This is a genomic window from Providencia rettgeri (genome assembly GCF_041075285.1).
Taxonomy (GTDB): domain Bacteria; phylum Pseudomonadota; class Gammaproteobacteria; order Enterobacterales; family Enterobacteriaceae; genus Providencia; species Providencia rettgeri_G.
The window spans coordinates 1,453,964-1,477,678 of the sequence record NZ_CP163512.1 but is presented as its reverse complement, the minus strand read 5'-3'; the positions used below and the strand labels follow the sequence as shown (position 1 = coordinate 1,477,678).

Here is a 23,715-nt window from a genome sequence, read left to right as displayed (position 1 = left end):
AAGCAATTAGTTATTATGCCTTATTATGAAAATTAATGGTTTCGTATACATATTAATTGTGAACAACATCACGGTTATTTACCCACAATATTAGAAATCAATAGATGTGTGAGCTTTTTGGCTACTGCTGGTAAGGTTCTGCGTGTATTGTAAACTAACCATACTTCAGATGATGCCTCAATATTAGAGAGTTTTATATATCTTACACCATCAATTTTCATGCGTGTGAACGATTCCGTAATTATGGATATTCCCATACCTGCGGAAACAAGCCCGAGTATTGTCATCGCCTCACCCGCTTCTTGGGAAATTTTGGGAATAACACCCGCTGAGCTCAATAAACGACTAATTTCATCGTAAAGTGCGGTGCCTACTTCACGTTCAAAAAAGATTAACGGATAATTAGCAAGTTGCTGAATATCGACACCTTGTTCTTCAAACTCAAGTAACGGGTGACCTTCATAAACCGCAACCATGAATGACTCTCTGAATAACAATTGGTAATCAAGTTGCTCTGGTAAAACCGTATTTCGCATGATCCCCATATCAATACGACCAGTAATCAACGGTGCAATTTGTTGTTTAGTGTTCATTTGATGCATATGAATCGAAACTTCAGGATAAGCTTCGCGGTATTGCCGTAAACTCATCGTGACTTTATGCATAAATGGCGTAGTTGAAGTAAAGCCAATAGAAAGCTCCCCTAATTCCCCTTTCTCCATTCTTGCGGCTTTAGTCGCTGCGGCGTCTACTTGGGAAAGGATCTGATAGGCTTCTTTTAAAAACATGGCTCCAGCCGGTGTTAAGGCGACATTTCGATTATTTCGCTCTAACAATTTCGCATTAATTTGTTCTTCAAGTGCTTGTATCTGTTGACTTAATGGAGGTTGAGAAATGTGTAAGCGTTCAGCGGCTCGGCCAAAGTGAAGTTCTTCTGCAACCGCAATAAAATAACGCAAATGCCTAAGTTCTATACTCATCATTTATTAATATGTTTAAAGTATCATTCTAGATAATTAATATATTAGACAAAAAAGTTGGAAATTTCTATCCTTTGATCGAAATCAAACGAGTTGGTATGAAAAGGAATACACATGGAACACTCATCAAATAGTCTAACTACTGAGCAATCTAATGATAAGGAAAGAGCGGTTCCTACCGTACATAACTCACCTAAAAAGCATTACATTCAAAGAGATGACGCATTATATCTGCGCGTAACACTCTCCTTCTTTACCGTGGGATTTGCCACATTTGCGTTGCTCTATTTTGTGCAACCTATTCTGCCTTTATTATCCGCAGATTTTAATGTCTCCCCGGCAACAGCGAGTCTCGCCCTTTCATTAAGCACAGGCTTGATGGCTTTAGGATTATTAATCACGGGGCCAATATCTGATGCTATCGGCCGCAAAAACGTGATGGTAATAGCGCTAACATGTGCGGCATTATTTACTTTATTAAGTTCGGTGATGCAAAGTTGGCAAGGTATATTGGTCGCTAGAGCCTTAGTTGGTCTATCACTTAGTGGTGTTGCTGCGGTTGCTATGACTTATCTTAGTGAAGAAATTCACCCAAGTTATGTAGCTCTTTCAATGGGGCTTTATATTAGTGGTAACTCCATTGGTGGGATGAGTGGTCGCCTCATGACAGGGGTTGTTGCTGATTTTTTCTCTTGGCGTGTCGCGGTGGTGATTTTAGGGACTTTAGCTCTGATTGCAGCCATTGGTTTTTGGCGTTTATTACCCCCTTCACAACACTTCCGTGCCAGTTCGTTAAAACCCAAAAATTTATGGATCAATTTACATCTGCATTTTAGAGATAAAGGCTTACCTTGGTTATTTGTTGAAGGTTTTGTATTAATGGGCGGTTTTGTCACCATGTATAACTACATTGGTTACCGTTTATTAGAAGCACCATACTATTTTTCGCAATCAACGGTGGGGTTCTTATCTATTATTTACTTAACAGGCACTTATAGCGCTACGAAAACAGGTAGCCTGACCCAAAAATATGGCTTAGGCAATATCTTAATCGCGGCGATTGCGATGATGTTATTTGGCATTTTAGTCACCTTACATTCAAATGTCTGGGTTGTTTTATTGGGCATGACACTATTAACCACTGGTTTTTTTGCTGCGCACTCCGTTGCAAGTAGCTGGGTTGGACGTCGAGCTAAACGAGCTCGCGGCCAAGCATCATCACTCTATTTATTTAGCTATTATGCAGGTTCAAGTATTGCAGGTACTATCGGTGGGCTTTTTTGGGCAAATTATGGTTGGAACGGCGTTGCGTTATTCATTGCTGGGATATTATTAGTAGGTACAGGCATTGCTTATCTTTTAAAATCAGGGTGTTACGACCATTAACTTAATCGCTAACAAAGGTTAAAATTTTCGATTCCTCGTTATTACTGGATGATATGGTTTCTTTTAATAACGAGGAAATAAGATGAAACGATTGTTACTTGCTCCCACTCTTTTTTGTTGCAGCTTTTTAGTCTGGTCTCATGGATATGTAGAATCCCCTGGAAGTCGAGCTTATTTTTGTAAAACACAAAATAATAAAAATTGTGGTCCCGTTCAGTATGAACCTCAATCCGTTGAAGGACTTAAGGGCTTTCCAGAAAGAGGGCCAATTGATGGAAAGATTGCCAGCGCCGGTCTTCCCCAGTTTAAGCAACTTGATGAACAGACATCCCAGCGCTGGCAGCGTTCGGTGCACACATCCCCTGAAATTAATTTTAAATGGCAACTCACAGCAAGACATAAAACAACGAAATGGGAATATTTTATAACTAAACAAAATTGGAACCCAGATGCACCATTATCTCGTGCCCAATTTGATTTAATTCCTTTTTGTAAATTTGAACGCATTGAAATGCCTCCAGAAGTCGTCCAACATCATTGTCGCCTTCCGTTATCCCATCAAGGATATCATACTATTCTTGCTGTTTGGACAATCGATGACACGCCAAATGCATTCTATCAAGTGATTGATTTAGAACTGAATTAACTCATTAGGTAAGAGACAATATTGTTTCTCTTACCTTTTCAATAATGATTCGGTTTCAGTCATTACTAGGGGCTGTTTATTTTTGATGGTTAATTTTTAATCGAATCTGTAGGGCGGCGTTTAGACTCAATTTTTTATTCAAATCGTCGTTAGTCAGCACGATGGATACACTTATTCATTTTTCGGATTTTTTTTGACCTTTCTAGCAGTAAAAATCAACAGCCCCTAGCACCCTTTTATATGTTATGTATATTGAAACGAAACTTATTGATATCATCCGCTGTGATCGTATGTTTAATATTAGAATCTGTAAATATAAACTGGCCTCCTCTTTCACTTATCGCGGGAGACATAAACCGCGTCATAAAATCATGTGCCCGCTGTACTTCTGGGGGCTCATTAGCAAGGTCACTACTATTATTCGCTTTACAGAGCAGTGGATGCAAAAATTGGCGTACTGCATGATCGGGTTGTTCAAAACTTTTGGTACTTCCATCTTCTAAATTTAATACAACACCATAATTATGAGGAATACACGGAGAGAGTGCCCATTGATCCCATTGCGCATTTATACCATGTTTGCTTAATGCCGTTTTTACTGGTTCCCCAATACTATCCCCTGCCATAAGCCAGATCCCGCCAGTGAGCGTTGATGTAATATTATGACTATTTGTACATTGCAGTTGTGATAACGTTTCACTGATTGCTTGATCTATCAAGTTTGAGATATTGTGGTCAAAATGTATCACGGCCCCCGTCTGATTTTCTTTATTGTATAATGTTGCGACCACGCAAGTCTGCGCATTGACAGAACATAAATAGTTATTCATCTCATCTGTCGAGTAACGCGATAACACCCCTTCTCCCTGTAGAGCGCACCGGAGATGACTGGGGGTTGCATTTTCAGGTAACGCATCTTGAATAGAGTGAATAGTACCAAGATATTGTCTATTGCATTGTGGAGTATCGTTATTTTGGAAGTAGTCGGTAATGGGTTGTGTGAGAGATTGAATAATATGCATATTATTACCTTATTATGATGGAGAAAAACATTAAGTCATTTGGCCTTTTATATTGATAGAATAAAGAATTATTTCTTTCGTTTTTAGTTATAAACTAATGAATAATTACGCTAATCAGCGTTTTTTTATTTGACCGTATTGGGTTCTTTTATTAACGTTTGCCCCGCCACTATACATACTGGTTAGCTACTAGTTGTTATTCTCAGGAGTTAATGTTAGATTTTTATTTAAATGCATTAGGATGTTGTAACTAAAGATGAACCATAAACAAAACCTTATCACTGCTTTTAATCAACTTGAATTTGAAATTCAACAGCTTAGCCATTTATTGTTAGAGCAGACTCGACAAGCTCCTTTTTTGGCGAGTGTATTTACTCTACCCGATATTTATAAAGGTGAGGAACACAATGAAATATCAAGTATTAGCGTACATAGATTAACAAGCTATGAAGCCATAAATGAAACGATAAAGTTAATTAATCTGCTGTTTATTCACGACAAATCCGAAGTCACTAGTAATAAATCCGCTATCCGTTTACCCGGAGCTGTCTGTATTCAAACCGATATTAAAAAATATCGAGAGTTTAGCCTGCATATATCTAAAATCAATGAATTAAAAGTACAAATTAAAACCATTGTTACTCATTTCAATGAAACTCAACGATTTGAATTCATAAGGGAAAGTTTGCATGGGCTATTAACACTGAACACCTACCGCACCCTTACCTTCTTAGTGGATGTTGATACCATTAATTTTGGCTGGGCGAATAAAAAAGTGATTAATAAAGTCACAAAAGAAACTATTTTAGAACGTTTACAAGCTAGCTTAGATAGTGGACGTTGCCCATTGCACATCCCAAGAGACCATTGGCAATTGCAACTAGAAAATGAAATTCGATTGATCAATTCCCTCCCCTATGACGCCATTTTAAAAACACAGCGCCCTGTTAAAGTACAACCAATCGCCCGTGTTTGGGATAAAGCTCAGCAAAAACAAACGCAATTTGCCTGCGCGACACCTTTATTTGTGTTTGCTGTTGAGAAATCAATAGACGAGATCAAAATTAATCATTTACCTGATTACCATGCTGATAATATTGCAATACGGAATCGACCTCGTGCAAAACCCGTTGAGTTATTGATCCCGCGATTAAATCTCTATATTGAGAGATAAAAAAACACCCGCCAGTTTAAAACCAAGCGGGTGTTTCAGCTTTCATCTAAAATCGATGATTACGATTTCATACTGCCAACCATATCTTCAGGACGAACCCAATCATTAAACTGTTCTTCTGTTAAGTAGTTCAGTTTTAAGGCGGATTCTTTCAGCGTTAAACCTTCTTTATGCGCTTTCTTCGCAATTTCAGCTGCTTTATCATAGCCAATATGGGTATTCAGTGCGGTCACGAGCATCAGCGATTCATGCAGTAATTTTTCAATACGTTCACGATTAGGCTCAATACCTACCGCACAATGTTCATTAAAACTACGCATGCCATCCGCTAATAAACGAACAGATTGTAAGAAATTGTCGATTAACATTGGACGGAAAACGTTTAATTCAAAGTTACCAGATGCGCCACCAATATTGACAGCGACATCATTACCCATCACTTGTGCGCACAGCATAGTCAATGCTTCACACTGTGTTGGATTGACTTTGCCTGGCATGATTGAACTTCCTGGCTCATTTTCTGGGATTGAAATTTCACCAATACCACAACGTGGACCGGAGGCTAACCATCTAACGTCGTTAGCAATTTTCATTAATGATGCTGCTAAGCCTTTTAATGCACCATGAGCATGAACTAGGCTATCGCAAGTTGCCAATGCTTCGAATTTATTAGGGGCCGTGATAAATGGCTGCCCAGTTAGTTCTGCGATTTTTTTTGCAACACGAACAGCATACTCAGGGTGAGTATTTAGACCTGTACCTACCGCTGTGCCCCCTAATGCTAATTCACAAACATGAGGAACCGCGTTTTCAATGTGTTTTTCATTATGTGCTAACATTGCCGCCCAGCCAGAAATTTCTTGGCCTAACGTCAGCGGAGTTGCATCTTGTAGGTGAGTACGACCGATTTTAACGATGTCTTTAAATTCTTTAGCTTTTGCATCAAGCGTCTTATGCAAAACTTTCAATTCAGGTAACAGATGTTCGCGAATAGCAATAACGGCAGCAACGTGCATTGCGGTTGGGAAAACATCATTTGAACTTTGACTTTTGTTAACATCATCATTTGGGTGGATTAGACGGTCACTCCCTCTTTGACCACCTAAAATCTCACTCCCTCGATTCGCTAACACTTCGTTCATGTTCATATTACTTTGTGTGCCAGAACCCGTTTGCCAAATAGCCAACGGAAATTCTGTTGGGTGTTTACCCGCTAATACTTCGTCAGCTGCTGCAATAATTGCCTCACCGCGATCTTTAGCCAGTAACCCCAAATCCATATTGACACTTGCTGCCGCTTTTTTAGTAATCGCAAGTGCGTGGATCAGTGCGACAGGCATTTTTTCTACTGATATACGGAAATGTTCTAAAGAACGCTGCGTTTGTGCGCCCCACAATTGGTCAGCAGGTACTTCAATAGGTCCCATTGAGTCTTTTTCAATGCGAGTGGCTGCCATTACTATCTCCTTAGGTACATACACAGAATAATTGATTTTAGAATCATCTGCTTGCAGGTAAGCAAATAACCAAGCACTATAATGCCACAAATTGAATTTCATTTATGAGACTTGGTCGAGCTTATTGTGCCCTGATGTTGAGGAAATGAGTTGATTTTTTTCAAATAAGAGAATTTTGCTATGCTTAAAATGATAAACAAAGTCCAAAATTATGATTGGGGAAGTAAAACCGCCCTAACGCAGCTCTATGGAATAGCAAATCCAGAGAATTTACCAATGGCAGAGCTTTGGATGGGAGCACACCCTAAGGCAAGCTCCGAAGTTATCAATAGTCAAAATAATCAAGTGACTCCATTAAACATACTGATTGACAGCGATCCGCAAAAGTATTTAGGAAAAAAAGTTGCCCAAACCTACCATCGCTTGCCCTATCTTTTCAAAGTACTTTGTGCGGCTCAACCGCTTTCAGTTCAGGTGCATCCAAATAAAACATATGCAGAAGTCGGTTTTGCGAAAGAGAATGCTGCGGGTATTCCGCTTGATTCTCCGCAGCGTAATTACAAAGACGACAATCATAAACCCGAGTTAATTTATGCCTTGACACCTTTTAAGGCCATGAATGCATTCCGCCCTTTGGATGAGATAGCCGCTTTACTTGATTTTATTTCTGCTGCTCATCCCGATATTCAATTATTTGTACAGGCACCGACAGAAGAAAAGCTTTCTCGATTATTTGCACAAATTCTGAATCTAACTGGTGCCCAGAAAGAGTTGGCTTTAGGGGTATTAAAAGCCGCTTTAAATAGCCGTCAAGGCGAGCCTTGGGATTCAATTAAGCAAATGGTCAGTTTGTATCCTGAAGATAATGGTTTATTTACTCCACTGCTTTTGAATGTGATTGAATTACAACCTGGTGAAGCTATGTTTTTGTATGCAAGAACTCCACATGCATACCTTGAAGGTGTTGGTTTAGAAGTTATGGCCAACTCTGATAATGTGTTACGTGCAGGTCTGACAAATAAGCATATCGATGTACCTGAGTTAATTGCTAATATCGATTTTAACCCAACTGCGGCCCACGACTTGTTAAATATCCCCGAAAAATCTGGAAATATCTGGAAATATCATATTCCAGTAGAAGATTTTTCATTTAATATATATTCTATTAGCGACTCGGGGATTACCCTAACTAACCATACAGCCTCAATTTTATTCTGTATTGAAGGTGAGTTAGTTTTAAATTCAGGCAATAAAGAAATTAGCATTGATTCTGGTGAGTCTGTTTTTCTGCCTGCATATGAGGAAAGAGTTTCCATCAAAGGTCATGGTAAACTTGCCCGAGTATTCAATCTTTAGTGTCATATTCTGTATTAACCGTCTTTTTTACGCAGCATTAAGACGGTTATATAAAACCTATACAAATTTATAAGTACGTTAAAAACGTACTGAAAGGATGGATGTTTATAATGAAAAAGTCATTAGTCGCGGTTGGTGTTATCGTTGCTCTGGGTGCCGTTTGGACAGGTGCATCTTGGTATACAGGTTCTAAAGTTAAAGATGAACTTGATAGAGTCATCCTGAAAACCAACGATTTTTTTGCTGTAAATGTACCTGAAGCAGGTGTGAATTTTAAAGTAGAAAACTACACAAAAGGTGTTTTCTCCTCTCAAGCGGATATCGTGATTACGTCTGCTGACTCTACAACACCTGATGAGTCAATCGTATTTAAAGCAAATATCGACCACGGTCCATTCCCTGTTTCTCAGGTTGCTAAATTTAATTTAATCCCTAAATTAGCAGCGACCCAAGTTGAGTTAGCTAACAATGCAACAACTAAAGAATTATTTGAAGCCACCAAAGGCAAGCCATTTATTCATGGTAACGCCGTTATTGGTTACAGCAAAAGCATTGATACTAGTTTAGAGTTAATCCCTATTGATTACACTAAGGATGATGCTACCATTTCGTTCAGTGGCTCTAAATTTGATGTTTCAACAACGGCAGATCTTGCTGCGGTTGATGCGTCTTTAGTTACTGATAACTTAGTGATTGGTAAAAAAGACAAAACAGAATCCATCACATTAAAAGGCTTAAAATTAGTCTCTAATGTGACGAAATCTCAATACGGTTTCTATACTGGTAAACAACAGTTTGTGATTGCTGATTCAGACTTTAATATCCCGGATACTAAGTTCTCGTTTAAAGATTTAAAAATCTCAAGTGACACTGCTATCACAGGTGAAGATGTTAAAGGGAATATCTCCTACAGCATCGGTGACTTAAAAGCGTTAGAGCAAAATTTAGGTTCAGGTGAATTAACAGTTGCCATTGAAAAATTAGACGCAAAAGCATTAGGTAAATTCGTTGAACAATACAATGAAGCAATAGCCCAAGGCCTAGCGAATGGCGATCCGACTGAAGCAACTGAACGTTTAGCGATGGAAATGATGTCTACCACATTACCTGAGCTGATGAAAAGCAAACCTGTTTTCACTGTTAGCCCATTCTACTGGAAAAACGAAGCAGGCCAAAGTTCTGTTGATTTAAGCATTACGTTTAACAAATGGAACCAGGATGAAATGACAGCATTAGCAATGTCTAATAAAGTCGATGAAGCCATTAAACAACTGATTACATCTTTCGATTTTAATCTTAAGCTGAATAAGCCAATGTTGATTGAATCCATGACACAAGCCATGATCATCGACCAAGGTACCCCTGTTGATGCTGATACCAAAAAAGAAATGAAAGGTATGGTAACCTCAGAGTTTGAAGGTGTTCAACAAATGTTAACTTCTGACATGTTCTCTTCGCCTTTCGAAGAAATGTTCATGACAGACGAACAACGTGCTGAAAAAGCCAAACAGAAAAAATCGCCTTGGATGATTGATAGCGAAAATGATTTAACAATGACTATCAAGTTTGCGGGAAATGACCTGACATTCAACAACGATAAATACACTTTAGCTGAATTCCTGACTAAGATGAAAGTCATGTCTAATCCAGAAGATGCTTTAGAGTATGAAGATGTACCAGCACCTGATGCGGAACCAGCACCAGAGATGGATACACCAGAATTAGCACCTGCTCCGCAAGAAGCACCAGCGAACTAATTAATTTCTTTCATCTGAAAAGTTTAAAAACGCCAGTCAATTTGATTGGCGTTTTTTTAATCTTTAGACTTAAATGTGATACATATCACATATTAAATGTAATAAATGTACGCGATTCTCATTTTTCGTGATTTAAGGTTGATTTTGATGTTATGACAGCCAAAATAAAGTAAGAAAATAGATAAAGGATCATTCCGTGATAAAAACAAACCTCCCTTTAACCGATTTACATCGCCATCTAGATGGTAACATCCGCCCAGAAACAATACTTTCCTTGGCTAAAGAACATAATATTCAGTTACCTGCCACTGAGCTTGAAACATTACGCCCTCACGTACAAATTATAGACCAAGAAGCCGACTTAATAAGCTTCTTAACAAAATTAGACTGGGGAGTCGCTGTACTCGCTGATTTAGAGGCATGTCGCCGTGTTGCATTTGAAAACGTAGAAGATGCCTTTAATGCAGGTATTGACTATGCAGAGTTACGTTTTTCACCTTATTACATGTCCATGAAACATCAATTGCCTGTTGAGGGTGTGGTTGAAGCCATAATTGATGGCGTTCATGCAGGATGTCGCCAATATGATATTAAAATCAACCTAATTGGTATTTTAAGCCGGACATTTGGGCAAAAAGCTTGTACTGCTGAGTTACAAGGTCTGCTAGCACATCGTAACCACTTATGTGCTTTAGACCTTGCTGGTGATGAGCTTGGTTTCCCCGGTGAATTGTTTGAAGACCACTTCATCCAAGCACGAAATACGGGGCTAAATATTACTGTACATGCTGGCGAAGCAGCTGGTGCTGCCAGTATTTGGCATGCCATCAAACAATTAGGGGCACAACGTATTGGCCATGGTGTAAAAGCCATTGAAGACCCTGCTTTAATAGAATATTTAGTTAAACATCAAATAGGGGTTGAGAGTTGTCTAACCTCGAATATCCAAACCAGTACAGTGGCGACATTAGCGCAGCATCCACTCAAAACATTTTTACAGCACGGTGTATTAGCTTCAATCAATACCGACGATCCAGCGGTTCAAGGCATTGAGCTACGCCATGAATATGAAGTCGCTGCCCCGCAAGCAGGTTTAACTGTTGAACAGATTGAGCAAGCACAACGTAACGGCTTAACAATGGCATATTTGTCCGACAGTGAAAAAGCAGCGTTAGTGCAAAAAGCAGCAAATCGCTAAATAATCAGGGTTCCATTTGGTGTCCTCAGAATGCTGTCAAACACAAGTTGTATCAGTTTTGAAGGTAAACTAGGAAAACCAATGCATTGATTTTTGCCTGATAGCGCGGGAAAAGACTCGCGTTTCCCGCGTTATCAACCACCGCAGGGCATCATTTGGTGCCCTTTTACTCCGTTATCACTATCGAATAGCTGCATCTCGTCTTAGTCTTAGCTAACTTATATCAACGCCTAATGCCAATGTGGAGGAACTGATTAAACTCTCTAGTATGTTGTAACTAAAAAAGGGTTTATCAATAAATAGTAATGTAAAACGCTACTTGAATACGCTTTTCGTCCAAGTAGCCGATAAACCAATATTTACTTAGATAAACGTTTTGCGTAACGCTGGGCTAATACCGCACAAACCATTAATTGAATTTGATGAAAAATCATTAGTGGCAGCAAAATTACCCCTACTGTGGCGGCAGGAAATAACACATTAGCCATAGGAACACCATTCGCTAAACTTTTCTTTGAGCCGCAAAAAACAATCGTAATTTCGTCTTCTTTGCTAAAACCAAATAAGCGAGCCGCTAACATATTAACTGCTATCACAACAAATAGAATCACGCATGTTACCACGACAATCATCAGCAACGAGTATGCATCAATTTTCTGCCAAATCCCTTCGACAACCGCCTCACTAAAGGCAACATACACGACAAGTAATATGGAAGATCGGTCAGTCATATTCACTAACTTACGATGACGATTGATCCAGTTTGCCAGTAATGGACGCGATAAATGCCCCACGACGAAAGGCAACATGAGTTGCATAAGAATTGAACCAATTGCATTGAGTGTATCAACTGCTTGGCTTCCATCGGCATCCATCAAGAATCCCACCAAAATAGGTGAAAGGAATACCCCCAAAATACTTGAGGCAGAAGCGCTACAAATTGCAGCGGCGATATTACCCCCTGCAACTGAAGTGAACGCTATGGCAGATTGAACTGTGGCAGGTAAGGCACATAGATAAAGAAAGCCCATATAAACTGTTGGCGACATCCACGCTGGCACAATAACAGCTAAGCCAAGACCGATAATAGGAAACAATATAAACGTACTTGCAAAAACCAATAAATGTAAACGCCAGTGCCCTATCCCTGCCATTATTGATTCACGTGATAATTTAGCGCCATGCATAAAAAATAATAAGGCTATCGCCGCTGTAGTAAGGTACTGGAAACCTGTCTTGATATCACCTTCACAAGGAAAAAGACTGGCAATGACCACAACACAGATCATGATCAGTAAAAAAGGGTCAATTCTTAATTTTGCAAGTAAGTTCATTTGCTTTTCCATTACAAAGTCGGCTTATTATGCTGACTTTAAATTAGTTTTAACCTTAAAAGATAACCATAATAATTCATTTTTCAATGGAAAAAACCTCAGTATTCCAGCATTTCTTTAATCAGCATTCATTGAAAGTGACCGCGTCACAAAACTGTGTAACCGCAATAAGTTGCAATTTGCTTAATTCCCCTAAGAGAAGAAATAACAGTGAAAAATGGTGCCTTTTTATGGTGATCGTCACTCGATCTTAGGTGATCATCAGTGTATTATTCGGATGGCTTGTTTTTATCCAATCACTCTCGGGGCTGTTTATCTTTGCTGCTGATTTTTACAGCCCCAAAAGGTTAAGAAACAACCAAAAAAAATAGTTACATGTATCCAGCGTGCTAACTGACGACGATTTGAATCAACTATTGTTCCTAAACGCTGCCCTACGGGTTCGATTAACGCACGTCTCACTCATTTAATGCTGCGTTGACAGGCTCTTGCCGAGTTCACTCGGCGGTGAACCTCTCGCTTGCCTAAACTGGCTTTAATTCGAATAAAAATTGACCATCAAAGATAAACAGCCCCTAAGGAAAAATAAAGCATCGAAAAGTAGCATTAGAAGGAATGAGTTGGCAAATAAATCTATGATAGTATTGTGGGATTTATTGAGTTCGATAAGAAATGGATGTTTATTTATGAGTTCTGTTTATGATGCTAACCGTCTAACAGGTTGGCTTTTGGTTCCTGCAATCTATTTACTGCTCACGTTTTTGGCTGTTTGTAGCATGACTGTCATGTATTGCCTCAAACTGTATGAAATCATCACGACTGTTGAAGATTGGACAGCTTTTATTCCTGCTGCTTGGTATCTATCATTTGCAATCTCGATTGCGATGACCCTATTTAGTGTTCATGTGCTTCAGTTGATGTTTTCTCGTTCGAAACATTTCCCTCGGCGTTTTACGATTTGGCTACTTATTTTATTGTTATTAGGACTAAAAACGTTTGCTTTTTCACCTATTGATGACAATACCGCTTTGCAAGTTCTCGCTTGGCCCCTGCTAGGTGCTGGGTTCTTTGTCCCTTATTTAAAGCGTTCTAAACGTGTGAAAATGACTTTCACACAAGATCGATAAGCATCACAAAAATTGCTTGATATCATACTGGTTGTTTAGCTGGCTTCGGCCAGTTTTTGTTCTTTATATTTCCATTTCAGGCAATAGCATGACTGATTATCTATTACTCTTTATTGGTACGGTGCTGGTTAACAACTTCGTGCTTGTTAAATTCCTCGGTTTATGCCCATTTATGGGGGTGTCGAAAAAACTCGAACCCGCCATAGGCATGGGATTAGCGACTACATTTGTAATGACATTGGCCTCTATCGCTTCATGGCTAATTGATACGTTGATCCTTGTTCCCCTTGACCTGCTTTATTTGCGCACACTCAGTTTTATTCTTGCGATCGCGGTGGTCGTGCAATTTACAGAAATGGTTGTGAGAAAAACAAGCCCTACCCTATATCGATTATTAGGTATTTTTTTACCTCTTATTACAACAAACTGTGCGGTATTAGGTGTGGCATTGCTGAACATTAATATGTCTCATTCATTCCTACAATCCGCTGTATATGGCTTTGGTGCGGCAATTGGCTTCTCCCTTGTCATGGTACTATTTGCAGCTATTCGTGAACGACTTGCTGTTGCTAATGTCCCTGCCCCTTTTCGTGGTTCTTCAATTGGCCTGATCACTGCGGGGCTGATGTCCCTCGCATTTATGGGCTTTAGTGGTTTGGTGAAATTCTAATGATGTCTGTATGGATTGCCATCGGTATCTTAGCCGTCTTTGGCTTAATTTTTGGCCTGATCTTAGGCTACGCCTCGTTACGTTTTAAAGTAGAAGCTGACCCTATCGTCGAGCAAGTTGAAGCTATTTTACCGCAAAGCCAATGTGGTCAATGTAGTTACCCGGGCTGTCGCCCTTATGCTGAAGCTGTTGCCAATAATGGGGAGATGATCAACAAATGTGCGCCAGGTGGCGAACAGGTTATGCTAAAAATAGCTGAACTGCTTAATGTCGACCCACAACCGATTGATGGGGATGAGGCGGCACAAAACCCTGTACGTAAGGTCGCAATTATCGATGAAGAGAATTGTATTGGCTGCACAAAGTGCATCCAAGCTTGCCCTGTTGACGCTATTGTGGGAGCGACACGGGCAATGCATACCGTGATTGAAGATTTATGCACCGGATGCGACTTGTGTGTTGCCCCTTGCCCAACTGACTGTATTGAACTTGTGCCAGTGAAAACGACAACTGCCAATTGGAAATGGGATTTAAATACGATCCCTGTTAAAAATATTTCTATAGAAACGATTGAACAACCTGTGATGAAAGTAAGGGAGAACTCCCATGCTTAAGCTATTTAACTGGTTGAAAAAAGACAATATCTGGGATTTTGATGGTGGTATTCATCCACCTGAAATGAAATTACAATCTAGCCGCACACCAATGCGAACAGCAACGGTGCCTGACGAACTGATCATCCCATTACAACAACATTTAGGCCCTGAAGGGGAGCTTATTGTTCAAGTTGGTGATCCTGTTCTTAAAGGGCAACCATTAACCCGCGGTCTTGGCCGAACGGTGCCTGTTCACGCATCTACTTCGGGCACAATTATTGCTATTGAACCTATGGTGACCGCACACCCGTCTGGTTTAAAAGAATTATGTGTCCGTATTCAATCTGATGGTAAAGATACTTGGTGCCCATTAGCGCCGGTTCCTGATTATCAACAGCTAACCAAACCTGAATTACTACACAAAATTGAGCAGGCTGGAATTGCCGGTTTAGGTGGCGCAGGTTTTCCAACTGCCTCTAAATTAGCCGGTGGTAGAGATGCGATTAAAACGCTAATTATTAATGCAGCTGAATGTGAACCGTATATCACCGCTGATGATAGGTTAATGCAAGAGCATGCCCAAGAAGTGATTGAAGGCTGCCGAGTATTACAACATTTATTAAACCCAGATCAAGTATTGATAGGCATTGAAGATAACAAACCAGAAGCTATCCAAGCCTTGAATAACGCGTTAACCAAACAAGACTCAAAAATTATCGTCAGAGTGATCCCAACCAAATACCCTTCTGGTGGGGCAAAGCAACTGACGAAAATTTTAACTGGTAAAGAAGTGCCTTCTGGGGCGCGTTCATCGCAAATTGGTGTGTTGATGCAAAACGTAGGTACTGTTGTTGCAATTAAACGCGCAGTGATTGATGGACAACCGCTGATTGAGCGTGTTGTGACTGTAACCGGAGAGGCCATTTCCCAACCGGGTAATTTCTGGACACGTTTAGGCACCCCAGTAAAACACTTATTACAACTGTCAGGTTTTAATCCTGAGCCTGAACAAATGGTGATTATGGGCGGGCCATTGATGGGCTTTACCCTACCCGATCTTAATGTGCCCGTCGTTAAAATTTGTAATTGCCTTTTGGTACCAACAATAGAAGAGATGGGACCAAAAACGCTTGAAGAAGCTTGTATTCGCTGTGGGTTATGTGTTGATGCCTGTCCGGCAGGCTTATTGCCACAACAACTTTATTGGTTCAGTAAAGGTGATGAGCACGAAAAAGCGCAGAAACACAATTTGTTCGATTGTATCGAATGTGGGGCCTGTGCCTATGTGTGCCCAAGTAACATTCCTTTGGTGCAATATTATCGCCAAGAAAAAGCAGAAATTCGTCAAATCGCGCAAGAAGAGCGCCGCGCAGCAGAAGCGAAGCTGCGTTTTGAAGCGAAACAGCAGCGGATGGAACGTGAGAAGCTTGCACGTGAAGAACGCCATAAGAAAGCCGCTGTTCAGGTTGAAAGTGCGGATAAAGATACTGTGAATGCCGCATTAGCCCGCGTGAAAGCAAAACAAGCAGCAAACCAGCAACCAATTAAAATTATTTCTGGCGAGCTGCCTGATAACAGTGCCGTTATCGCCGCTCGTGAAGCACGCAAAGCACAAGCACGCGCCAAACAAGCTGAAAAACTGGCTAATCAGCAGGTTAGTCCAACTATTAGCGATGCTGATGAGGATCCTCGCAAAGCAGCTGTCGCGGCCGCTATTGCTCGCGCAAAAGCCAAAAAAGCCGCGCAAGCGCCAACAGAACCTGTGGCTGAAGCCCAACCTGAAGCGCAAATCGACCCGCGCAAAGCAGCTGTTGCGGCCGCTATCGCCCGAGCAAAAGCCAAAAAAGCCGCACAAGCGCCAATAGAGCCTGTGGTTGAAGCCCAACCTGAAGCGCAAATCGACCCGCGCAAAGCGGCTGTCGCGGCCGCTATCGCTCGTGCAAAAGCCAAAAAAGCCGCACAAGCGTCAACAGAACCTGTGGTTGAAGCCCAACCTGAAGCGCAAATCGACCCGCGCAAAGCAGCTGTCGCGGCCGCTATTGCTCGTGCAAAAGCCAAAAAAGCCACGCAAGCGCCAATAGAGTCTGTGGCTAAAGCCCAAACTGAAGCGCAAATCGACCCGCGCAAAGCGGCTGTTGCGGCCGCTATTGCTCGTGCAAAAGCCAAAAAAGCCGCGCAAGCGCCAACAGAACCTGTGGTTGAAGCCCAACCTGAAGCGCAAATCGACCCGCGCAAAGCGGCTGTCGCGGCCGCTATCGCCCGAGCAAAAGCCAAAAAAGCCGCGCAAGCGCAAGCTGCACTAGACGAGCTATCGCCAGCGGCTGAACAACCAATTGAAGAGGAAACCGATCCTCGTAAAATTGCCGTCGCCGCAGCCATTGCCCGAGTCAAAGCAAAACAAGCTGAAAAGCTCAATGAACAAACGACAACTGAGTAAGTGATAACGAAATGAAATTTAGGCCAATTGATACGAAAAATCGCCGACTAAAAATTGCCAGTGCACCATTTACTCATAATAAACAAAGCACCAGTTTAGTGATGTTTTGGGTACTTCTTGCTGCTATCCCTGGTATTACCGCACAAACTTATTTTTTCGGTATTGGTACACTTTATCAAATTGCTTTAGCAATGATCACTGCCGTTGTGACCGAAGCGGTTTCCATACGCCTACGTAAGCTACCTGTTGTCCCCGTGCTTAAGGATAACTCCGCTATTGTCACCGCCCTATTGCTTGGGATCAGTCTGCCACCATTATCACCCTGGTGGCTAATTGTATTAGGAACATTCTTCGCCATTACCATTGCGAAACAATGTTATGGTGGATTGGGTCAAAACCCATTTAACCCAGCAATGGTTGGTTATGTTGTATTACTGATATCATTTCCTGTGCATATGACAAACTGGTTGCCACCACAAGAACTGCAAAATATGCCGATTTCTGCTATCGATAGTTTGTCAGTGATCTTTAGTGGGCATACTTCTTCTGGGGTGACGCTCGATCAGCTACGGACAGGCATCGATGGTATGAGCCAAGCCACCCCCCTAGATAGCTTTAAAACGGGCTTATTGACTCACCCTATTTCAGATGTGTTACAACAACCTATTTTGCAAGGTGCATTGGCTGGAATTGGCTGGCAATGGGTGAATATCGCCTATCTTATTGGGGGGTTAATTATGATTAACCGCCGTATTATTAGCTGGCACATTCCGTTGTCTTTCATCGGTACATTGGCTGTTTTCGCCATACTCAGTTACTTAATTGATGATAGCCGCTATGCACCGCCGTTAGTTCATTTATTGTCAGGTGCAACGATGTTAGGTGCATTCTTTATTGCAACCGACCCTGTTACCGCTTCAACCACACCAAAAGGTCGTATTATTTTTGGTGTCATTATTGGTTTCTTAGTGTGGGTGATCCGCGTTTATGGCGGTTATCCTGATGCTGTTGCCTTCGCCGTGTTGCTGGCAAATATTACTGTGCCGCTCATTGATTATTACACTCAACCGCGTGCATATGGGCATAAATAAGGAGCCAACATGTTAAAAACGATGCGACGCCATGGGACTATCCTTGCCATTTTTGCTGCGGGAACGACTGCACTAAGTGCGGTGGTCTATACTTTAACGAAAGATATTATTGCTGAACAAGCGGCCATTGTGCAGAAAAAATTGCTTGACCAAGTTATACCCAATACCCTCTATGATAACGACTTAACCAAAGAATGTTATCTGGTCACTAACGAAGCTATTTTAGGCAATAAACAACCTCGGCGTTTATATATTGCCCGCAAAAATGGTAATCCCGTTGCTGCCGCTTTGGAAACTACCGCACTCGATGGCTACTCAGGTGCAATCCACTTGTTAGTAGGGGCCGATTTTAATGGCACGGTTTTAGGTGTCCGTGTTACTGAACACCATGAAACCCCTGGACTTGGGGATAAAATTGAAACACGTATTTCAGATTGGATCACCCATTTAAGCGGGAAGAAAATTGAATCGCCAAATGATCCGAAATGGGCCGTAAAAAAAGATGGTGGGGAGTTTGACCAGTTCACGGGGGCGACTATCACCCCAAGAGCCGTGGTCAATGCAACAAAACGCACGGCAATTTTTATGCAAACTGTTCCGCAACAATTAGTAAATTACCCAAGCTGTGGGGAAGAATAATGAGTGAATCTAAAGATCTCTTAGTACAAGGGTTATGGAAAAATAACTCTGCCTTGGTACAACTGCTCGGGCTCTGCCCCCTACTGGCTGTTTCTTCAACAGCAACCAATGCGCTCGGACTCGGCCTCGCAACAACGTTGGTGTTGATTTGTACCAATGTTGCTGTTTCTGCCCTCCGCCGTTGGGTGCCATCCGAAATACGTATTCCCATTTACGTAATGATCATTGCATCCGTAGTCAGTGCGGTACAAATGTTGATCAACGCTTATGCCTTTGGTTTATATGAGTCACTTGGGATTTTTATCCCCTTGATTGTGACTAACTGCATTGTAATCGGTCGTGCCGAGGCTTACGCATCTCGTAATCCCGTTTCGTTATCTGCATTAGATGGCTTAGCGATGGGCTTAGGGGCAACTGCAACATTATTTGTTTTAGGCTCAATCCGTGAAATTCTCGGTAACGGTACCTTATTTGATGGTGCTGATTTACTGTTAGGCTCATGGGCAACCTCATTACGTATTGAAGTTATTCACCTTGATTCTCCATTTTTACTCGCTATGCTACCACCAGGTGCCTTTATTGGCCTTGCCTTGTTATTAGCAGCAAAATATTTAATTGATGAAAAAATGAAAAAAAGAGCAGCCCTAAAAAGCGAGCATCATCCCGTTCGTGAATATGAAAAACAACAAGGTTGTGGCGGTCATCTTTCTTAATAAACCCATTAATGTAAGCAATGAATAAATCAAAACGTATAGAAATTTTAACTCGCCTACGCGATAACAACCCTCACCCAACGACGGAGCTAGAATTTAGCTCCCCGTTTGAGCTGTTAATCTCGGTATTATTATCGGCTCAAGCAACGGATGTCAGTGTGAATAAAGCCACAGCAAAGCTTTATCCTGTGGCAAACACACCAGAAACAATCATGGCATTGGGCGTAGATGGCATCAAAGAGTACATCAAAACTATTGGCTTATTTAATACCAAAGCAGAAAGCATTTATAAAACCTGCAAGATACTGATAGAAAAACACAATAGTCAGGTTCCAGAAAACCGTGAAGCCCTCGAAGCACTGCCTGGTGTCGGTCGTAAAACCGCTAATGTCGTTCTCAATACTGCTTTTGGTTGGCCAACCATCGCCGTTGATACCCATATATTTCGCGTCTGCAACCGCACCAATTTCGCCCCAGGAAAAGACGTTGTTGCCGTCGAAGAAAAACTACTGAAAGTCGTCCCTGCTGAATTTAAAGTTGATTGCCATCATTGGTTTATCCTCCATGGCCGTTATACTTGCATTGCACGTAAACCGCGTTGTGGTTCCTGTATTATTGAGGATCTCTGTGAATTTAAAGACAAAGTCTACCCAGAAGATTAATTTATATCGTGCTTTTGATGACAAAAAAGATAGGTCATCGTACTGATCATAAGCACAACGCATTTTTTCCTTGCTCTAAGACTTTGTCTTACGTAACAATAGAGCAAACTCAAACTTAATAAAACGGTAAGTATGTTTCAAGACAACCCCCTGCTCGCACAACTTAAACAAACATTACATGCCCAAACACCACGTGTTGAAGGGTTGGTAAAAAGTACTGAAAAAGGCTTTGGCTTTTTAGAGGTCGATGGACAAAAAAGTTATTTTATCCCGCCTCCGCAAATGAAAAAAGTGATGCACGGTGACCGTATTATCGCCGCGCTACACACGGATAAAGACCGTGAATTTGCAGAGCCTGAAGAACTTGTTGAGCCCTTTTTAGATAGATTTGTCGGCCAAATTCAAAAAAAAGAAAACGATAATCGTTTATTTGTCATTCCTGACCACCCTTTATTAAAAGACATGATTTTATGTCGCCCCGTGAATGGTATTACCCACGAATTTAAGCAAGACGATTGGGTTGTTGCTCAGATGCGTCGCCATCCCTTAAAAGGTGATAAAAATTTTTATGCCGATATCACCGAATACATCACAGAAGGCGACGACCATTTCGCACCATGGTGGGTAACGTTACGCCGTCACCAATTAGACCGTGATGAACCCCAAATGGTTGAAAGTGAACGTGATGATCAAGGTGTTGAACGCGTTGATTTAACTGGTTTACATTTTGTAACCATAGATAGTGCAAGTACAGAAGACATGGACGATGCACTGTATATTGAAAGAACCGCAGAAGGTAACCTCAAATTATTTATCGCTATCGCTGACCCAACCAGTTATATCCGTGAAGGTAGCGAGTTAGATAAATTAGCTCTTGCTCGCTCTTATACTAACTATTTGCCCGGCTTCAACATTCCAATGTTACCGCGTAAATTATCAGATGACCTCTGTTCCCTGCGACCAAATGAACGCCGCCCTGCGATAGTTTGTGTAACGCAAATTAATGGGGATGGTAGTCTTGATAGTAAAATTGAATTTTTCAGTGCGTGGGTCGAGTCGAAAACCAAATTAGTTTATGATGAAGTCTCTGATTGGCTTGAGGAAACTGGTAATTGGCAACCGGCAAATGAAACGGATAAGCAACAAATTTTACTGTTAAAAGAAATGGCTGATAAACGCCTACAGTGGCGTGAAGCCAATGCATTAGTGTTTAAAGATCGTCCTGATTACCGTTTTGTACTAGATGATAAAGGCGATGTTATTGATATCGTTTCCGAGAGTCGCCGCAGTTCTAACCGCATTGTTGAAGAAGCGATGATCACGGCTAATCTTTGTGCGGCCAGTGTACTCAAAGAAAAATTAGGCTTTGGCGTTTTCAATGTGCATATGGGGTTTGAGCCGTTGCAAATTGACCAAGTTGTTCAAACCTTAAAGGATAATGGTATTGAAACGACAGCAGAATCGCTATTAACCTTAGAAGGTTTCCGTCAATTGCGCCGCAAACTTGATGCGCAACCAACCCAATTTTTAGATAGCCGAATTCGTCGTTACCAAACTTTTGCGGAAGTTAAAGCGGATCCAGGGCCTCATTATGGTCTTGGCTTTGATGCTTACGCAACATGGACATCGCCAATTCGTAAATACACCGATATCGTTAATCATCGACTGTTGAAATCCATCATTGCGGGTAAACCTTCAACGAATAAACCTACTGAAGCGCTTTCCATTAAATTGGCAGAACGCCGCCGTGCAAACCGTATGGCTGAGCGCGATGTGAGTGACTGGCTCTATTCACGCTATTTAAAACCCTTCGAAGGCACTGATACGAAATTCCCAGCGGAAATTATTGATATCACCCGTGGCGGAGTGCGTGTGCGCCTCGTGGATAACGGCGCAGTAGCATTTGTTCCTGCCCCATTCTTTCACAGTGTTCGTGATGAAATTCAGTGTAGCCAAGAGACGGGTAGCGTTCTGATTAAAGGTGAGAAAGCTTATCAGCTCAATGATATTATTAACGTTACCATTGCAGAGGTTCGCATGGAAACACGTAATATTGTCGCTCGCCCCGCAGAATAATATTGTTATACTCCCCTTATAAGACCATTAGCTTATGCTTATGGTCTTAGGTTGTTGACAACGTGGGATAAAAACCTGTTTTTCCCACTTTGTATTATTAGGCAAAAATTAATTCTTTGATTTTCCTTGTTTATTTTCAAAACCTATCCAACCTACCACCAAATTTTTTATGTTGGTCAGTCATCTGAATTCATAAACCTATGCCTATGCTCTTTTCTTCGCCTATAATCTATTAAGCAGTGATTAATTCGCATTTAACGTTAAGTTTTACCCGCTATTCGTTATTTTTTCCTGATTATTCTTATTCGTAAATTTACCTACCATGGTAGCTTATAATTTGTTTAATACGTGCTAAGGATTAAAAAATGAATACTGTTAACAAACGCATTTTGTCATTTATCGTTATCACAACCGTCGCTATTAGCGTGAGTGCGTGTTCCAATATGTCTAAGCGCGATAAGAACACGGCGATTGGTGCAGGTGTAGGTGCAGTAGGTGGTGCTGTACTTACAGGAGGTAGCTCAATCGGTACCGTGGGCGGTGCAGCCGTTGGCGGGATCATTGGTCACCAAATCGGTAAGTAGCCCACTATTTTTCACCCCCTCTATTTCTATAAATAGTGCCAGTTCCTTGGCGCTATTTATTTTCAATGCCCTCATCGTAATCTTATCGCAAACAGCTATTGACTTTTTTAGTGTACAAAGTACACTCTAAAGGTCAATTTTAGGGAGGGAGCCCGATGAGTCATGCCATTGAATTTATTGAAACCACTTTTTTCACCAAACAGATACAAACCATTGCAACAGCTGAAGAACTTAGAGTACTACAGAATCAACTGATCGCATGGCCAGATAAAGGTGACCTCATCCAGGGAACGGGTGGGCTACGTAAGATTAGAGTGGCTGTAGGTAATCAGGGGAAAAGTGGCAGTGTAAGGGTGATTTATTTTTTAGCTACTAAAGAAATCATCTATTTTATAATGGCTTATTCTAAAAATGAAAAAGACACACTCACTGATGAAGAAAAAGCCGCGTTAAAGAAACTAACAAAAATACTTAAAGGAGAGGTATAAAATGAGTATGTTCAATGAATTAAAAGCCTCTTTAGAAGAAGCGATTGAAATCAAAAACGGCATTAAAAAAGCCGCAAAAGTCACCCGCTATGAAGTGGCAGATGTGAAAGCGATCCGAGAGCAACTTAATGTCTCACAGAGTGAACTGGCTAACGCATTAGGTACCAGCGTTGATACGATTAAAAGTTGGGAGTTAAAAAGGCGTAACCCAACCGGGTTAGCCGCCAAAGTGTTAGTGGCAATTAAAAGAAACCCTGAGCTGTTCAAAGAGCTCGCTGCGATTTAAGCATAAAAAGCGGTGATTAATTCTATTGTCACCGCT

General features: G+C 41.2%; 22 protein-coding genes. 18 read left to right on the top strand and 4 right to left on the bottom strand.

The window, feature by feature from the left end:
* Positions 1 to 74 precede the first annotated feature (74 nt).
* A complete protein-coding gene (locus tag AB6N04_RS06655) occupies positions 75 to 980 on the bottom strand; it encodes a LysR family transcriptional regulator (RefSeq protein ID WP_369312017.1) in 906 nt (301 codons plus the stop codon).
* Between the two features lie 114 nt (positions 981 to 1,094).
* Between AB6N04_RS06655 and AB6N04_RS06650 the strand changes: the two genes are divergently transcribed.
* Both AB6N04_RS06650 and AB6N04_RS06645 read left to right on the top strand, forming a co-directional pair.
* On the top strand, positions 1,095 to 2,366 hold the full coding sequence (locus AB6N04_RS06650; protein WP_369311106.1) for an MFS transporter: 1,272 nt from the start codon (positions 1,095 to 1,097) through the stop codon (positions 2,364 to 2,366).
* Between the two features lie 82 nt (positions 2,367 to 2,448).
* A complete protein-coding gene (locus tag AB6N04_RS06645; protein WP_369311105.1) occupies positions 2,449 to 3,012 on the top strand; it encodes a lytic polysaccharide monooxygenase in 564 nt (187 codons plus the stop codon).
* Between the two features lie 236 nt (positions 3,013 to 3,248).
* On the opposite strand, the gene AB6N04_RS06640 is transcribed toward AB6N04_RS06645, so the two are convergent.
* Positions 3,249 to 4,034 (bottom strand): hypothetical protein, encoded by a 786-nt coding sequence (locus AB6N04_RS06640; protein WP_369311104.1) that lies wholly within the window; start codon positions 4,032 to 4,034, stop codon positions 3,249 to 3,251.
* Positions 4,035 to 4,290: 256 nt separating this feature from the next.
* On the opposite strand from AB6N04_RS06640, the gene tus reads away from it, so the two are divergent.
* Positions 4,291 to 5,208, top strand: a complete 918-nt coding sequence (gene tus, locus AB6N04_RS06635) for a DNA replication terminus site-binding protein (RefSeq protein WP_369311103.1) — start codon at positions 4,291 to 4,293, stop codon at positions 5,206 to 5,208.
* 59 nt (positions 5,209 to 5,267) lie between these two features.
* Here the strand turns inward: tus and fumC are convergent, their stop codons facing one another.
* On the bottom strand, positions 5,268 to 6,665 hold the full coding sequence (gene fumC, locus AB6N04_RS06630; RefSeq protein WP_369311102.1) for a class II fumarate hydratase: 1,398 nt from the start codon (positions 6,663 to 6,665) through the stop codon (positions 5,268 to 5,270).
* Positions 6,666 to 6,845: 180 nt separating this feature from the next.
* Between fumC and manA the strand changes: the two genes are divergently transcribed.
* The 3 genes from manA (at position 6,846) to add (ending at position 10,976) form a co-directional block, all read left to right on the top strand.
* Positions 6,846 to 8,021, top strand: coding sequence for a mannose-6-phosphate isomerase (gene manA / locus AB6N04_RS06625; protein WP_369311101.1), 1,176 nt, complete (start codon positions 6,846 to 6,848; stop codon positions 8,019 to 8,021).
* Between the two features lie 110 nt (positions 8,022 to 8,131).
* Positions 8,132 to 9,778, top strand: coding sequence for a YdgA family protein (locus AB6N04_RS06620; RefSeq protein ID WP_369311100.1), 1,647 nt, complete (start codon positions 8,132 to 8,134; stop codon positions 9,776 to 9,778).
* A gap of 196 nt (positions 9,779 to 9,974) precedes the next feature.
* Positions 9,975 to 10,976, top strand: coding sequence for an adenosine deaminase (gene add, locus AB6N04_RS06615; protein WP_369311099.1), 1,002 nt, complete (start codon positions 9,975 to 9,977; stop codon positions 10,974 to 10,976).
* A 359-nt stretch (positions 10,977 to 11,335) separates the two neighbouring features.
* Here the strand turns inward: add and AB6N04_RS06610 are convergent, their stop codons facing one another.
* A complete protein-coding gene (locus AB6N04_RS06610) occupies positions 11,336 to 12,310 on the bottom strand; it encodes a bile acid:sodium symporter family protein (protein ID WP_369311098.1) in 975 nt (324 codons plus the stop codon).
* A gap of 686 nt (positions 12,311 to 12,996) precedes the next feature.
* Between AB6N04_RS06610 and AB6N04_RS06605 the strand changes: the two genes are divergently transcribed.
* The 12 genes from AB6N04_RS06605 to nadS all read left to right on the top strand — a co-directional run bounded on the left by AB6N04_RS06605 (position 12,997) and on the right by nadS (position 23,679).
* Complete coding sequence (locus AB6N04_RS06605) at positions 12,997 to 13,437, top strand: DUF2569 domain-containing protein (RefSeq protein WP_369311097.1); 441 nt, start codon at positions 12,997 to 12,999, stop codon at positions 13,435 to 13,437.
* Positions 13,438 to 13,525: 88 nt separating this feature from the next.
* A complete protein-coding gene (gene rsxA, locus AB6N04_RS06600) occupies positions 13,526 to 14,107 on the top strand; it encodes an electron transport complex subunit RsxA (RefSeq protein ID WP_369311096.1) in 582 nt (193 codons plus the stop codon).
* Positions 14,107 to 14,721 (top strand): electron transport complex subunit RsxB, encoded by a 615-nt coding sequence (gene rsxB / locus AB6N04_RS06595; protein WP_369311095.1) that lies wholly within the window; start codon positions 14,107 to 14,109, stop codon positions 14,719 to 14,721. Before rsxA ends, rsxB begins: the two co-directional genes overlap by 1 nt.
* On the top strand, positions 14,714 to 17,140 hold the full coding sequence (gene rsxC, locus AB6N04_RS06590; protein WP_369311094.1) for an electron transport complex subunit RsxC: 2,427 nt from the start codon (positions 14,714 to 14,716) through the stop codon (positions 17,138 to 17,140). Before rsxB ends, rsxC begins: the two co-directional genes overlap by 8 nt.
* An 11-nt stretch (positions 17,141 to 17,151) precedes the next feature.
* Positions 17,152 to 18,231, top strand: a complete 1,080-nt coding sequence (gene rsxD / locus AB6N04_RS06585; protein ID WP_369311093.1) for an electron transport complex subunit RsxD — start codon at positions 17,152 to 17,154, stop codon at positions 18,229 to 18,231.
* Positions 18,232 to 18,240: 9 nt separating this feature from the next.
* On the top strand, positions 18,241 to 18,870 hold the full coding sequence (rsxG, locus tag AB6N04_RS06580; protein WP_369311092.1) for an electron transport complex subunit RsxG: 630 nt from the start codon (positions 18,241 to 18,243) through the stop codon (positions 18,868 to 18,870).
* Complete coding sequence (locus AB6N04_RS06575; protein ID WP_369311091.1) at positions 18,870 to 19,583, top strand: electron transport complex subunit E; 714 nt, start codon at positions 18,870 to 18,872, stop codon at positions 19,581 to 19,583. The genes rsxG and AB6N04_RS06575 overlap by 1 nt, the downstream gene beginning before the upstream one ends.
* A 20-nt stretch (positions 19,584 to 19,603) precedes the next feature.
* Positions 19,604 to 20,245 carry an endonuclease III gene (gene nth / locus AB6N04_RS06570; protein WP_369311090.1) on the top strand — a complete coding sequence of 214 codons (642 nt, stop codon included), beginning with the start codon at positions 19,604 to 19,606 and terminating at the stop codon, positions 20,243 to 20,245.
* 132 nt (positions 20,246 to 20,377) lie between these two features.
* Positions 20,378 to 22,321, top strand: coding sequence for an exoribonuclease II (locus tag AB6N04_RS06565; RefSeq protein WP_369311089.1), 1,944 nt, complete (start codon positions 20,378 to 20,380; stop codon positions 22,319 to 22,321).
* Positions 22,322 to 22,686: 365 nt separating this feature from the next.
* Positions 22,687 to 22,905, top strand: a complete 219-nt coding sequence (gene osmB / locus AB6N04_RS06560; protein ID WP_369311088.1) for an osmotically-inducible lipoprotein OsmB — start codon at positions 22,687 to 22,689, stop codon at positions 22,903 to 22,905.
* Positions 22,906 to 23,060: 155 nt separating this feature from the next.
* Complete coding sequence (locus AB6N04_RS06555) at positions 23,061 to 23,393, top strand: type II toxin-antitoxin system RelE/ParE family toxin (RefSeq protein ID WP_369311087.1); 333 nt, start codon at positions 23,061 to 23,063, stop codon at positions 23,391 to 23,393.
* Between the two features lies 1 nt (position 23,394).
* Positions 23,395 to 23,679 (top strand): NadS family protein, encoded by a 285-nt coding sequence (gene nadS / locus AB6N04_RS06550; RefSeq protein ID WP_369311086.1) that lies wholly within the window; start codon positions 23,395 to 23,397, stop codon positions 23,677 to 23,679.
* The last annotated feature ends 36 nt before the right edge of the window (positions 23,680 to 23,715 follow it).